Below are 14138 nucleotides of genomic sequence, written 5' to 3'. Positions count from 1 at the left end.
TCGCCTCAGTGAGAAGCGAGAGGAGTGACAAGGGAGTTCAGGAGCCGCGGCGGATCCGGCCCGCGTAGAGCGCTTCGAGGCGCAGGTTGTGCTCGTCGCCTTCCGGCACGTTGGCCGACAGGTAGATCGGCGGGACCTTGCCCGCCTCCAGCTGGTCGCGGACGACCTGGGTGACGACGAGCTGGGCGAGCAGGGCCGAGGTGATCGTGGAGACCGCGCCGACCGCGCCGCCGTCGGGAAGGGGGAGCACGGCGTCGCCGTAGGGCGCCATGTTGTCGAGGACCACGTCGGCCAGGTCGCACAACCGGGCGCCCGAGGGGTGGCGGGAGGCGACGGCGGTGCTGTGGGCCAGGGAGGTGATGGCGATCAGGTCGTGACCGCGTTCCTTGACGGCCTGGGCCAGCTCCACCACGACGCCGTTGACGCCGGAGTTGGAGATGACCACGAACAGGTCCGGCTCGCCGATCGGGGCGGCGGCCAGGATGCGGTGCGCCACGGTGGGGTCGCGTTCGAGGTCGTAGCGGGTGAGTTCGGCGCGGTCGGCTCCGCCGTACAGGACGATGTCGCGCAGGGCGAGCCGGTTGGTGGGCACGAGGCCGCCGGCGCGGCCGGCGATCTCCATGGCGACCGCCTCGGAGTGGCCGGAGCCGAAGGCCTGGATCACGCCCCCGTTGTCGAGACATTTGCCGATAAGGCGGGCGGCTTGTCCGATCTCGCCGGCGTGGGTCTGCGGAATGGTGCTGACCAGGTCGGCCACGTGTTGTGCGTATATGTCGGGATTCATTGCCCTCCGTCTAGGCGGTGTCCGGTGACGGCGCGTACCGTCAGGTCGAACGCCTCCTTGGTGCGCTCGTAGGTGCGCTGCGCGACCGCGACGTAGACCACGTCGAGGACGAGCAGCTGGGAGTGGATCGCGGCGAACCCGTCGCTGCGGAAGGTCGTCTCCCGCGCCGCCGTGGTGAGGACCAGCTCGGCCACCTCGGCCAGCGGCGAGCTCGGGTGCGAGGTCACCGCGACGGTGATCGCGCCGTGGCCGGCCGCCTCGGCGAGCACCTCGATGACCTCCCTGGTCCTGCCGCTGTGCGAGATGCCGATCGCCACGTCGCCGTCGGTCAGCAGCGCGGCGTCGGTCAGCGCGCTGTGCGCGTCCGACCTGCTCCAGGTGGGGACGCGGATGCGCTGGAGCCGGTACTCCATCTCACCGGCGACCGCCGCGCTGCTGGCCACGCCGAACAGCAGCACCCGGCCGGCGTTCTTGATGACGCCCGCCACCTTCTCCACCGTGGCCAGGTCGAGCTGGGCGGCGGTCTCCTGGATCAGCCGGATGTCGCTGTTGGAGACCACGCCCAGCACCTTGTCCAGGCCGTCGGCGGGCAGGATCTCCTGCCCTATGTCGGTGTCCCAGTGCTGCTGGGCGGCCCGGCCGGTCTGGCTGGCGATCGTGACCCGGAGTTCGGCGTAACCGCTGAAGCCCAGCGCCCGGCAGAACCGGGTGATCGTGGCCGTAGAGGTGCCGCTGCGCTCGGCCAGGTCCACGATGGTCATCCTGGCCGTCTCCGCCGGGTCGTCCAGGATCACCTCCGCGACCTTGCGCAGCGCTTCGGGCATCTCGTCCTGCTCGGCCCGGATCCGGGGCAGTAGTTCCACGTCGTCCTCCTTGATGGTGAAAATTATGCTCATCATCTGGCGTCGTCAAGGGTTTGGGCCGATAATTCTTGACATGAGTTTAGTTCTCGGCGTGGACGCCGGAGGGACGTCGTCGCGCGCGGTCGTCGCGACTCTGGACGGGCAGGTGCTGGGGCGAGGGCGGGCGGGGTGCGGCAACCCGGCTGCCTGTCCGCCCGTGGAGGCTTTCCTCCAGGTGGGCAGGGCTGTCGAGGAGGCGCTGGCGGCGGCCGGGCGCGGCGGTGTCAGGGCGGCGGTGATCGGGCTGGCGGGCATCGAAGGGCTGCCCGAGGGGCTCGCCGCGCACTTCCCGGTGCCGCCCCGGGTGGTCGGGGACGTGGTCGTGGCCTTCGCCGCGGGCACCCCGGCGGCCTCGGGAACCGCGCTGATCTCCGGCACGGGAGCGATCGCGGCGAAAATTATTGACCACGAGATCGCGGCGACGGCCGACGGGCACGGCTGGCAGCTCGGCGACGAGGGCTCCGGGTTCTGGATCGGGCGGCAGGCGGCCCGCTCGGCCGTCCGCGGGACGCCGGGCTCGCTCACCGCGGCGGTGCTCAAGCATCTCGGCGTCGGGGAGCCGGAGATGGTGGCGGTGGCCGTGCAGGCGGCCCCGCCGCTGGCGCTGGCCGAGCTGGCGCCCCTGGTCAGCCGGGCGGCCGAGGAGGGTGATCCGGAGGCGGTGAAGATCGTCGAGCGCGCGGCCGGGTTGCTGGTGCGGACCTTCCGGGAGGTGCACGCGCCCGGCACACCCGTCGTGCTGGCCGGGAGCGTGCTGACGAGCGAGGGTCCGGTACGGCGGGCCGTACGCGATCTGCTGCCGGACTGCGCGCCGGTGGTCGCCGGGCGGGGCGAGGACGCCGCTGCCTGGCTGGCGGCGCGCTCACTCGCACCTCGAACACCCCACCAGGACTTCCTGCCGGACACGTGGGGGGTGTCCCGAACATAGGCGGAGGACGGCCTCATGGTGGTCCCCGGCCGGCGTCGCCAGGCTGGTGAGCATGATGACTGTCACGAACATCGCCGTCGCACTGGTGGCGCTCGCGGCCACCATCCCGGCTTCCGGCACCCCGAAGCCGTCCTGGCGGGACTGCGCGGACCAGGGCGTGCCCGGCATGCGGTGCGCCGCCATCGAGGTGCCTGTCGACTGGGCCAGGCCGGACGGGCGGAAGGTGCGCCTGGAACTGGCCCGGCTGCCCGCCACCGAGCCCGCGCGCCGGATCGGCAGCGTCCTCGGCGTCCCCGGCGGTCCCGGCTCCAACGGGATCGAGGACCTCAAGCACGGCGCGGCCGACCTCACCGAGCTGCGGCGCAGGTTCGACCTCGTCGCCTACCGCCCGCGCAACAGTCTGTGGATCCAGCAGGTGCCGCCCGCGTGCATGCGGCCCGGTACGACCCTGACCGAGACCAGGAGCCCGAGGGAGTACGAGGCGCTGGCGGCCGCGATGGCCAAGGCCTTCACCACGTGCCAGAAAGCGGACAGGACCGGGCTGCTCCACCACATGGACTCCCTGTCGGTGGCCAGGGACATGGACGCGGTCCGCCGGGCGCTGGGCGAGGAACGGCTGAGCTTCATGGCCAACTCCTACGGCGGGGTGCCCGCCGCCGCGTACGCCCGGCTGTTCCCGCGGCGCATCCGCGCCATGTACCTCGACGGAACGATCAACCAGGTCGACGGCTGGCCCCGCCAGTGGTTGCGCGCCCTGCCCGTGCATGAACAGGTCTTCCGCAGGTTCACCGCCTGGTGCGCGGACACCCCCGCCTGCGCGCTGCACGGTGAGGACGCCGGAGCGGTCTGGCGCACGCTCATCAGGGACGCCGACCGCCGCCCGATCCCGGTCACGTCGTCCGAGTTCGGCAAGGGCGAGCTGACCGGCTGGCACCTGAGGGGCTTCGCCTTCAGCGCCGACCCGGGTCCGAAGGAGACGCGGTGGCTGGAGTTCGCCGAGTCGGTCGACAAGGCCCGGCGCGGCGACGGATCGGGGTTCGCGGACTTCGCCCTCGGCAATGCGCGGATCTGGGCCACACCCGGCGCGCTGGCGATGACCTGCGCGGACGGCCGCGGCTTCGCCGGCTACAGCCAGCTACGGGAGTTCCGCCGCCAGGCGGAGAAGGTCTCGCCGAACTTCGGCGGATCCGCGTTCGACGCGCTCGGCTGCGCCGGCTGGCCGGGGAAGGTCGCCAACCCGCCCCGCCCGCTCCCCGTCAGCGGCCTGCCGCCCTTCCTCGGCATGGGAAGCACCTGGGGCGACTACGTGTGGAGCGAGAGCTTCACCCGGTTGATCCCGGGATCGAGGACCGTGGCCTACGAAGGCCCCGGCCACGTCATGTACCTGTCGGGCAAGAAGTGCCCCATCAGGTACGCCACCGAGTACCTGACCGACCTCCGCCTGCCCGAGCCGGGCACCACCTGCCCGGCCGAATGAGACGTCAGCGGCTCTTGAAGTGGGCCAGGCAGGCGGCCAGGGCCAGTTCGAAGGCGTCGTCGGCGCGGGTCGGCGGGGCCGCGGCCATCGCCTGCGACAGGGCGGGGGTGCCGCTCTGGTCGGACAGGTCCCAGATCGGGTCCGGCGCGGCCAGATCAAGAGCCGAGCCGAAGATCAGGTTCTCCACCGCGGTGATCATGGTCAGCACCTCCCGGAGGGCGAATCCGGCCTCGTTCAGCATCCGCACGGCCTGCTCGTACTGCCCCAGCACCCGGGGCGTGCGCACCGGCGTCGCCAGCAGCAGCGGGATGGCGCGCGGGTGCGCGGCGAAGGCGGCCCGGTAGGAACGGGCCCAGCCGGCCAGCGCCTCGTCCCACGGCGGCAGGTCGAGCATGGAGGAGTCGATCCGGTAGGAGACGTGCTCGCGGATCAGCTCGATGACGCCCTCGCGCCCGTCGACGTGGTGGTAGAGCGAGCCGGTCTGCACGCCGAGCCGCCGGGCGATCTGCGGCAGGCTGACCTCGCCCTGCTCGTCGACCAGGGCCAGCGCGGCGGTGGTGATGCGTTCGCGGTCAAGGAGTGGTGTCCGAGGCCGGCCCATGTGTCGTTCTCCCCGTTACGTCTTCTCAAGCGTGCTCTCAGAGGCTACATTGCCAAAATCAAAAGGCTTTAGGTTTCTGGTGCCTGGAAGGGCGTAACCGCCATGCCTCTCAGATCCAACTCGCTCGGCAGCGTCGACATCTCCTTCTTCGTCATCTCCGCCGCCGCGCCGCTCACCGTCATGGCGGGCGTCTCGCCCATCGCGATCATGCTCGGCGGCATCGGGGCCCCCGCCGGCTACCTGGTCGCCGGTCTCGTCCTGGCGATCTTCGCGATCGGCTTCACCACGATGAGCAGGCACGTACGCGGCGGCGGCGCCTTCTACGCGTTCATCACCCGCGGCCTGGGCCGCCCGGCCGGAGCCGGCGGCGCGCTGGTGGCCATGGTCGGCTACAACGCCATGGAGATCGGCGTGTACGGCCTGCTCGGCAGCGCCACCGCGGGCACGCTGAAGAGCCTGCTGGGCATCGACGTGCCCTGGGTCGTCATCGCCGTGGCCGGGCTGCTGATCACCTACTACGGCGGCTACCGCTCGATCAACTTCGGCGCCAAGGTCCTGGGCGTCCTGCTCGTGGCCGAGACCGCGATCCTGCTGCTCCTGGCCGGCGGGGTGCTGCTGAAGGGCACGCTGAGCCTGGACTCCTTCGCCCCGGCCAACGTGACGTCGCCGGGCATCATCGCCGTCCTGGCGTTCGCGTTCGGCGCGTTCACCGGGTTCGAGTCGACCGTGATCTACCGGCGCGAGGCCCGTGACCCCGGCCGCACGATCCCGCGCGCCACCTACGTCGCGCTGGCCTTCCTCGGCGTCTTCTACGCGTTCATCGTCTGGATCGTGATCCAGGCCTTCGGCAGCGCGGCCATCGTGAAGGCCGCCGCCGACGACCCGGCCGGGCTCTTCTTCACCGCGATCACGGCCTACGTGGGCGGCTGGGCCGCCGACCTCATGCACATCCTGATCGTGACCAGCATCTTCGCCTCGCTGCTCGCCTTCCACAACGCGATCAACCGCTACACGCTGTCGCTGTCGGAGGAGCGGGTGCTCCCGTCCGTCCTCGGCCGGATCCATCCGCGCCACCAGTCCCCTTATGTCGCGGGCATCGCGCAGACCGCGCTCGGGCTGGTCGTCGTGCTCGCCTTCTGGCTGGCCGGCGCCGATCCGTACACCCACCTGCTGCTCTGGGTGAACACGCTCGGCATGATGAGCCTGGTGACGTTGATGCTGCTGGCGGCCATCGCCGTACCGTTCTATTTCAGCAGGAACCGGCAGGGGGAGGGCGTGGTGCGCACGCTGGTCGCGCCCGTGGCCGCCGCGGTCCTGCTCGCCGGGGCGCTCGGCCTGATCGTCACCAAGATCTCCCTGTTCACCGGCGGCGTCGTCGCGGTGAACACCGTCATCCTCACCCTCATCCCCGCGGTCTTCGCCATCGGAACAGGGCTCGCGTTCTGGCTCAGAAGGCACCGCGCGGAGGTCTACCAGAACTTCGGGAGTGAACCGTGCCCACAGCCGACCTCGTCCTGATCGGCGCCCGCGTCCGTACCCTCGACCCGGCCCGGCCGCGCGCCACCGCGCTCGCCGTCAAGGGCGGCCTGATCGCCGCCGTCGGCGACGACACCGACGCGCGGGACTGGCAGGGGAACGGCACCCGCGTCGTGGACCTGGCCGGAGCCACCCTGGTGCCCGGCCTGACCGACGCGCACGCCCACCCGCTGTGGGGCCTGGACCTGGCCACCGGCACCGACCTGTCCGAGGTCACCGACCTCGACGGCCTGCGCGCGGCCCTCCGCGCGGCGCCGCCGGTGGACGGGTGGGTGCTCGGCTACGGGCTCGACCACAATGTGTTCGGCGGCCGGGCGCTCCACCACGACCTGATCGACGAGGCGGTGTCCGGCGCGCCCGCGCACCTGCGGCTCTATGACGCGCACTCCGTCCTGGTCAGCCGGGCCGCGCTGGAGCTGGCCGGCATCGACGGGCCGCGCGCGTTCGCCCAGCGCGCCGCCGTCGTCTGCGACGCCGACGGCCGCCCGACCGGCCACCTCGTGGAACACGCCGCGATGGAGCTGATGACGCCGCTGCTGCCCGCCACGCCGCCGGCCGTACGTGCCGAACGCCTGCTCGACCTCCTGTCCCGCATGGCCGCGACCGGCCTGACCGGCGCCCACGTCATGGACGTGGGCGCCGACGACCTCGACCTGCTCACCGCCGTGGAGGACAAACACGACCTTCCCGTACGGCTCCGCCTGGCCCCCTGGTGCATGCCCGGCGACGGCCCCGACGAGTTCGCCGGCCTGATCGGCATGCAGCAGAAGCACGGCCGTACCTGGCGGGTCGGCGGGGTGAAGCTGTTCATGGACGGCACCGTCGAGGGTGGCACCGCCTGGCTCGAGCACGCCGACTGCCACGGCGAGGGGACCGACGCCTTCTGGCTCGATCCGGCCGACTACCGGCATGCCGTACGGACGCTGCATCAGGTGGGCGTGCCCACCGCGACCCACGCGATCGGCGACGCGGCCGTCCGCCATGTCCTCGACACGATCGAAGGGCTGGGGGCGGGTGGCCCGCGCCACCGCGTCGAGCACATCGAGACGCTGGCCGACGACCAGGTCGGCCGGTTCGCCAGGCTGGGCGTGGCGGCCTCGATGCAGCCCCCGCACACCGCCTACACGCGCGCCGACCACACCGACGAATGGTCCAAGCGCCTCGGTGACGAGCGGGCCGCGCGCGCCTGGCGCTGCCGCGACCTGCGCGAGGCCGGCGCCACGCTCGCGCTGGGCTCGGACTGGCCGATCGCCCACTACGACGCCCGCCAGATCCTGGCCGCCGCCCGCGAGCCGCGCGGCGCGGCCACCGGCCATGGGCTGAGCGGCCTGATGGCGCTGGAGGGCTGCACCTCGCACGCGGCGCTGGCCTCCTCGACCGAGTCGGTGTCCGGCCGGATCGCCCCCGGCTTCCAGGCCGACCTCACCGCGCTCGCGCTCGACCCGGTCACCGCGCCCGCGGACGAGCTGGCCGAGTCCCCGGTCACGCTGACCGTGACCGGGGGACGTGTCGTGTTCGAGCGGCCCTGATCAGGCGATCTTGGGGGTGACGCGCATGCCGACGTACACGCACGGGGTGCCGTCGGTCAGCGTGGAGAACACGACGGGCATGTAGTCGTCGTTGAACGAGGGGCCGGCGCCGCTGCCCGCGAACACGGTCGGGGTGACCGTTCCGAGCTCGACGTCCAGGGGCGGGGAGATGCCCTCCATGCCGTCGACGAACTCATACAGCAGCCGGCCCTCGGTCACGGTCAGCTTCGCGCCCTCGCGGCGGTAGGTGCCGGTCAGCGCGGCCCAGTCGACCTTGGGCGGCTCGGCGGCCGGGCCGAACGGCTCCGGCACGCGCACGCCGGCCAGTTCGGCCAGCAGCTCGCCGAACAGGTCGGCGTAGAGCTGGCGGGTGGAGCCGCCGTTGGTCAGCAGCGCGATCGCCACGCCCGCCTCCGGCACCACGCGCAGGTAGGCGAACTGGCCCACGGCCGAGCCGTCGTGGCCGTAGCCGCGCACGCCGTTCCAGTCGTACAGCGTCCAGCCGAGGCCCCACGCGTCGGCGCTGAGGGTCCACTTGTCCGGGCTGTCGGCCTCGCGGCGCTGCATCGCGGCGATGGTCCCGGGGGAGATGACGCCGGCGCCGCCGTTGAGGTGCATCCGGGCGAACCTTGCCAGATCGCCCGCGGTGGCCAGGACGCGGGCGGCGGGGGCGGCGGCGCGTGCCTGGAAGTCCCACACGGGGGCGGGCTCGGGGTAGGCGCCGGGGCCGCCGAGGTGGCTCATGGCCACGCGGAAGCGCAGCGCCTCCTCGGGCAGCGTCATCGTCTGGTCCAGGCCGAGCGGGGTCAGGATGCGTTCGTTCAGCGCCTGGTCCCAGGTCAGGCCGGTGATCACCTCGACGATGCGGCCCAGGATGACGTAGCCGCTGCCGCTGTAGGACAGCGCGCTGCCGGTGGGGCAGTCCAGGCTCAGGTCCTTGCAGGCCTCGACGTAGCGGGCGACGCAGTCGTCGCCCCGGCCGGTGTCGAGGTGGAAGTCGCCGCTGAGACCGCTGGTGTGGGTGAGCAGCTGCCTGACCGTGATCGTCTTGGTGGCCTCCGCGTCGGCGACGGCGAAGCCGGGCAGCACGTCGGCGACCCGGGCGTCGAGGTCGAGCTGACCGGCGTCGACCAGCTGCATGACCAGCGTGGCCGTGTAGATCTTGGCGACCGAGCCCAGCTGGAACACCGAGTCGGTGGTGGCCTCCACTCCGGTGCCTCGGTGGAGCAGGCCGCTGGCCAGCTCGTACATCTCGCCGCCGGCCACCACCGCCAGCGTCGCGCCCGGCACGTGGTGGGTGGCGCGCAGGTCGTCGAGCCGGGCCTGCCAATATGCGAGATCCATTCTTTCCTCCACAGATGCGCACTTCGTTCCCTTGATGCGAACACTGTACGCACATGGGTGAAGAATGCGCAACCCGGGCCCGGCTAACCTCGGTCGTATGGTGTTCGACTCCGTTGAATTCGATCTCCAGCCCTATGCCGGTTTCGACATGGATCGCTATGTCCGGCGGACCCATTGCAGCTGGGAGAACTTCGGCTGGCGCTCGCTGCTCGTGCAGCGCTTCGAGCACGTGCCCGTGGTCGAGGACATGGAGTTGCCGGCCGCCGCCGACCTGCACCTGATCCTGCCCGTGGGCGGCCGGGCCGCCATGGAGACGCGCACCGGCGGCCGATGGAACCGCCACACCTGGGCGCCGGGGCGGCTCGAACTGGGCGTGCCCGACCAGCCTCTCCTGCGCCGTTACCGAGGGGACGGGCCGCTGCGCAGTGTGCAGGTCCACATCCCGCGCGGCACCGTCGAACGGACCGCCGAGCAGCTCGGCGGCCGCCCGCCCGACTATCCGGGCATGGCGGCCTCCGTGACCGCGGGCGATCCGCTGATCGAGGAGGCCGTACGCGCCGTCGGCGCCGCCGGCGACATCGGCGACCTGTACGCCGAGTCCGTGGCCGCCTTCCTCTCCGTCCACCTGCTCACCCGCCACTCCCGGGAGACCGAGCGGCCCCCTGCCCGGGAGGACACCCGCGTCCGGGCGGCGATCGCCCTCATGCGTGACCGGCTCGCCGAGCCCCTCACCCTGGCCGACATCGCCGACGAGGTTTACCTCAGCGTCTTCCACCTGGTCCGGGTGTTCCGCGCGGCGACGGGGGAGACGCCGCATCGCTATCTGGCCCGCCTGCGGATCGAGAAGGCACGACGCCTGCTGCGGGAGAGCGGCCTCACGGTCGCCGAGATCGCGCCGCTGTGCGGTTTCGCCGGCCCCGGCGCCCTGTCGACGGCCTTCCTGCGGCACACGGGCATGCGGCCGACCGCGTACCGCAATTCCTGATGGCTTTTCCGGCAATCCGCGGCATGGCCACCCGGGGTGACACGTTCCTAGGGTTTCGTTCATGCCTGACATCGAGCCCTACCCCATCCGCATCCCCGACCGCGACCTGGCGAGCCTGCGCACCCGCCTCGACGAGGTACGGCTGCCCGAGCCGGAAACGGTGCCGGACGCCACGCAGGGCCTTGAGCTCGACCGGCTGAGAACGCTCCTCGACACCTGGCGCGGCCACGACTGGCGGGCACTGGAGGAACGCTGGAATACGATCCCGCACTACCGCGTCCGCGTCGACGGCCTGCCCATCGCGTTCTGGCACGTGCGTTCACCCGAGCCCGGGGCGACCCCCCTGTTGCTGACCCACGGCTGGCCGGGCTCGGTCCTGGAGTTCGAGAACGTCCTGGGCCCGCTCACCGACCCCGTGGCCCACGGCGGCTCCGCGAGCGACGCCTTCCACGTGGTCGTCCCGGCGCTTCCCGGGTTCGGGTTCAGCGGCGTTCCTCGCGAACCCGGCTGGCACCCCGGGCGCACGGCGCGCGCGTGGGCCGACCTGATGACCCTGCTCGGCTACGAGCGGTTCGGCGCGCACGGCGGCGACTGGGGCGCGTTCGTCAGTACCGAACTCGCCCGCCTGGCCCCCGAACGCGTCATCGGCCTGCACCTGACCATGCCACTCGCCTCACCCCTGCCGGAGGACCGGATCGCCCCGGACCCGGCGGAACAGCGCATGCTGGAACGCCGCGACACGCACCTGGCCGACGGCTACGGCTTCGCGATGATCATGGCCACCCGCCCCCAGACGCTCGGCTACTCCCTGCTGGACTCGCCCGCCGGCCTGGCCGCGTGGCTCGGCGAGAAGTTCGCCGCCTACTCCGACCCGCGCCCTGAGTACGGCGGCGGAGTCAGCCTGGCGCAGCAGGTGGACACCATCGCCCTGTACTGGCTGACCGGCACCGGCGCCTCCAGCGCCCGCTGGTACTGGGAGACCATGCGATGGGTGCCGCGCAGCGCCGAGGCGGAGAACGCCCAGCCGGTGACGGTGCCCACCGCCTGCTCGCTGTTCCCGGCCGAGCCGTGGCCGACCGCCCGCCGCTGGGCCGAGCGCCGCTACCACGACCTGCGGTCCTGGCACGAACTGGACCGCGGCGGCCACTTCCCCGGCCTCGAACAGCCCGGCCTCCTGGTCTCCGAACTCAGAGCGGCGTTCCGGCGGGACGCCTGGTGAGGGGCCCACCCGCGCTACGCTGGCCGTCGTCCGTCCAGCCCGCCTCGCCGGGGTAGAGGAGAGTCCGCATGGAGTACGGCCGGCGCCGCATCGTCGCCACCACCGGCGAACTGGCCGGCATCGCCGACGGCTGCTCGGACGGCACGCCGGTCATGCTCGACGTGGACGAGATCGAGCCGGGTCACGACCCGCGCGCACCCCGCGACTGGGCGGTGGTGGCCAGGATCGACCACCTGCCGCTCAACGAGGCGGGCGAGCTGGCGGGCCCCGGCGACCGCATCGCCACCGGCGAACCGGACGCCGAGGGGCAGGAGCCGCTGCTGTTCACGCCGGTGCTGATGCTGCAGTCGCGCAAGCTCGCCACCCCCGGCGAGATCGGGCCCGTCGCCCGCCCGGCCGACCCGTGCCAGCGGCGGGCGGACGCCTACGAGCTCATCGAGCGCGAGGGCGAGGCGGGCCTGTACCTGATGGAGCTGCTGGAGGCGGTCGCGGAGCTGCGGCGCGAGGTCGCCGACCTGGCGGCCGACCGGGACCGCCTGCTCCACCCGGCCGCCCGCCGGCACCTGGACAGCCTGGGCGACGCGCTGCGCAACGCCAGATCCTCCGCCGACCACGCCACCCGCTTCAGCACGGTGTGCGAGCTGCTGCGCGGCAGCGCGACCGAGAAGTGGGCCGACGAGCTCGACGCCGACCGGCCCTGCGACCCCGACGGCCTGCACCAGATGCTGGTCGAGCTGCCCGGCATGGGAGGTTCCGAGCTGGCCTGCCGGGTGCACGCCGCCGTGGCCAGCGAGCGGGTGCCGGACGCGCTGGTCAGCCCGAACCCGCACGCCGCGCCCTGATCAGCCGCGGCCGGCCGGCATGTGCTTCTGGAACCAGTCCACGACCCGCGTGCAGAAGTCGATCACCGCGGGGAACGCGCGGACCCCGTGCCCCTCGCCCGGGTAGATCGCCAGCCGCGACTCGACCCCGTGTTCCAGCAACGCCTGATGGAACTCCCTGGCCTGCGTCGGGGGAGTGCATCGGTCCAGGGCCCCGGCGACGTTCAGGCAGGGAGTACGCACCTTGCTGGCATGCGCGACCGGGCTCCTGGTGTGGAACTTGTCCCCGGGCACCTCCGGATTCCCGTCCAGGAACAGCGCGTCGAAGAAGGGGATGTTGCTGGTGAAGTGCTGGCTGTACCAGTTCGTCACGGGCGCGAACGGCACGGCGGCGGCCCAGCGCTGGTCCTGGGTGACCAGCCAGGACGACATGTAGCCGCCGTAGGATCCGCCGATGACGCCGAGTCTGGCCGGGTCGGCGATGCCGCGCTCGACGAGGGCGTCGACCGCCGAGGTGAAGTCGGCGGTGTCGTCGCCGCCCATCTCGCCGAACACCAGCCGGGCGAAGTCCTGGCCACGCCCCGAGCTGCCTCGCGGGTTGGGGTTGAGGACCGCGTACCCCTGCGAGACCAGCAGGGGAGTCCAGGCGTAGAGCATCGACCACAGGTTGCGGAAGCCCCACACCGGGCCGCCGTGGATGTTCACCACCAGCGGGAAGGGCCCCTCGCCGTCGGGGACGCACAGGATGCCCTCCAGCGGCAGCCCGTCCGGCGCCGACCAGGTGACCGTCTCGGCCCGGCCCCCGATCGACAGCTGGTAGTCGGCGCCCGCGTGCGAGAGCGCGGCCAGCTCGACCCGGTCCTCGCCCAGCACCACGACCTGCTGCGGCCGCGCGTAACCCTCCTCGACGATCACCACGCGGCCGTCGGCGGTCCAGGCCGCCTCCGGGTAACGCATGCCGCAGCTGGTGTCCGTGCTCGACCACAGCTCGGTCGTCTTCCCGCTCACCGCGTCGTACACGGCGGCGACGGTTTCCAGGCCGCGTACCCCCACGAAGCCCAGGCGGTCGGCGTCGATCCACTGGGTCGCGGTGACGTCCACCCCACCGGCGTCGACCCGTGCCAGGGCCGCGTCACCGGAGCCCACCAGCAGGTCGCCCGCGACGACCCAGCGGTCGCTGCACACCGCCTCGACCACCGCCAGCCGCTCCCCGGAGGGCGAGGCGGCGGGCCAGCCGAAGTGCACGTCGGAACCGGCCCGTTCGGTGACGGTCCCGTCGAGTCCCACGCGGGACAGCACAGCCGTGTACCAGGCGCTCTCGTCCGGAGCGGGGCTGGTCACCGCGAGGACGGCGTCCGGGCCGGACCAGACCGCCTCCCACGCGTTGAGTCCCTCCGGCGACAGCCGGGTGGTCGCGCCCGCCGCGAGGTCGTGGACCCACAGCGAGCGCCACGCCTCCTCCGTCGCGCCGACCTCGACGTGCGGGTGCCAGTCCGGCAGCTCCTCCTTCGGCTTGTACGTCGTGCCGCTCCCCTGACCGCCGGCCAGATCGGCGCCGAGCCCGGCCACCCCGAGCAGCACCCGGGTGCCGTCGGGCGACCAGGAGCAATATTCGACCGTCCCGGGCACGGCCGGGGTCGCCTCCGCCTCACCCAGCTGGTCCTCGCGCAGCAGATAGAGCTGGAACCTGCCCGCCTCCGCGCGGTCCGACAGGAACGCCACCGTCGCGCCGCCGGGGGAGAAGCACGGCTGCCTGGAGGAGCCGGACGATCCGGTCAGCGGGTGCAGGTCCGTACCGTCGACCAGGAAGCAGGACTGCCGGGGGAGGCCCGCCAGTTCGTCGTACACCAGCCCGGTCACGGCGATCCGCGACCCGTCGGCGGAGCAGGACGGCTCCAGCAGCTTGTGCGGCCGTCCCAGCACCGGCCCGTGCAGCCTGCGGAAGTGCTCCTCGACCAGGTTCCAAGTGGCGCTGCCGCGCACGTCGATGTCGGTCATGACGAATCCTGTCT

12 protein-coding genes are annotated in these 14138 nt (G+C 72.4%); 7 read left to right on the top strand and 5 right to left on the bottom strand.

Translation table 11 applies throughout. From position 1 onward, the window contains the following. Positions 1-37: 37 nt before the first annotated feature. Both HNR40_RS22750 and HNR40_RS22745 read right to left on the bottom strand, forming a co-directional pair. Positions 38-784 (bottom strand): sugar isomerase domain-containing protein, encoded by a 747-nt coding sequence (locus HNR40_RS22750; protein ID WP_184964512.1) that lies wholly within the window; start codon positions 782-784, stop codon positions 38-40. Continuing rightward, a complete protein-coding gene (locus tag HNR40_RS22745) occupies positions 781-1683 on the bottom strand; it encodes a MurR/RpiR family transcriptional regulator (RefSeq protein WP_246509379.1) in 903 nt (300 codons plus the stop codon). The genes HNR40_RS22750 and HNR40_RS22745 overlap by 4 nt, the downstream gene beginning before the upstream one ends. A gap of 37 nt (positions 1684-1720) precedes the next feature. On the opposite strand from HNR40_RS22745, the gene HNR40_RS22740 reads away from it, so the two are divergent. Both HNR40_RS22740 and HNR40_RS22735 read left to right on the top strand, forming a co-directional pair. Beyond that, positions 1721-2614 carry an N-acetylglucosamine kinase gene (locus HNR40_RS22740; protein ID WP_184964510.1) on the top strand — a complete coding sequence of 298 codons (894 nt, stop codon included), beginning with the start codon at positions 1721-1723 and terminating at the stop codon, positions 2612-2614. A 52-nt stretch (positions 2615-2666) separates the two neighbouring features. Further along, the gene (locus tag HNR40_RS22735; RefSeq protein WP_184964508.1) at positions 2667-4091 is read left to right on the top strand and encodes an alpha/beta fold hydrolase; all 1425 of its coding nucleotides are present in this window, start codon (positions 2667-2669) and stop codon (positions 4089-4091) included. Between the two features lie 4 nt (positions 4092-4095). On the opposite strand, the gene HNR40_RS22730 is transcribed toward HNR40_RS22735, so the two are convergent. Beyond that, positions 4096-4692, bottom strand: coding sequence for a TetR/AcrR family transcriptional regulator (locus HNR40_RS22730; RefSeq protein WP_184964506.1), 597 nt, complete (start codon positions 4690-4692; stop codon positions 4096-4098). A gap of 102 nt (positions 4693-4794) precedes the next feature. Between HNR40_RS22730 and HNR40_RS22725 the strand changes: the two genes are divergently transcribed. Next, complete coding sequence (locus HNR40_RS22725) at positions 4795-6210, top strand: APC family permease (RefSeq protein ID WP_184964504.1); 1416 nt, start codon at positions 4795-4797, stop codon at positions 6208-6210. After that, a complete protein-coding gene (locus HNR40_RS22720) occupies positions 6186-7757 on the top strand; it encodes an amidohydrolase (RefSeq protein ID WP_184964502.1) in 1572 nt (523 codons plus the stop codon). The genes HNR40_RS22725 and HNR40_RS22720 overlap by 25 nt, the downstream gene beginning before the upstream one ends. On the opposite strand, the gene HNR40_RS22715 is transcribed toward HNR40_RS22720, so the two are convergent. Then, positions 7758-9101, bottom strand: coding sequence for a serine hydrolase domain-containing protein (locus tag HNR40_RS22715; protein WP_184964500.1), 1344 nt, complete (start codon positions 9099-9101; stop codon positions 7758-7760). 97 nt (positions 9102-9198) lie between these two features. Here HNR40_RS22715 and HNR40_RS22710 point away from each other — a divergent pair, with 97 nt between their 5' ends. The 3 genes from HNR40_RS22710 (at position 9199) to HNR40_RS22700 (ending at position 12147) form a co-directional block, all read left to right on the top strand. Continuing rightward, complete coding sequence (locus HNR40_RS22710) at positions 9199-10086, top strand: AraC family transcriptional regulator (RefSeq protein ID WP_184964498.1); 888 nt, start codon at positions 9199-9201, stop codon at positions 10084-10086. 61 nt (positions 10087-10147) lie between these two features. Then, positions 10148-11305: an epoxide hydrolase family protein gene (locus HNR40_RS22705; protein WP_184964496.1), complete on the top strand. Its 1158-nt coding sequence runs from the start codon at positions 10148-10150 to the stop codon at positions 11303-11305. Positions 11306-11373: 68 nt separating this feature from the next. Beyond that, complete coding sequence (locus HNR40_RS22700; RefSeq protein ID WP_184964494.1) at positions 11374-12147, top strand: hypothetical protein; 774 nt, start codon at positions 11374-11376, stop codon at positions 12145-12147. On the opposite strand, the gene HNR40_RS22695 is transcribed toward HNR40_RS22700, so the two are convergent. Then, positions 12148-14124, bottom strand: coding sequence for an alpha/beta hydrolase family protein (locus HNR40_RS22695; protein ID WP_184964492.1), 1977 nt, complete (start codon positions 14122-14124; stop codon positions 12148-12150). Positions 14125-14138 lie beyond the last annotated feature (14 nt).

Source organism: Nonomuraea endophytica (genome assembly GCF_014203235.1).
GTDB lineage: Bacteria > Actinomycetota > Actinomycetes > Streptosporangiales > Streptosporangiaceae > Nonomuraea > Nonomuraea endophytica.
This window is presented reverse-complemented; position numbering and strand designations above follow the sequence as displayed.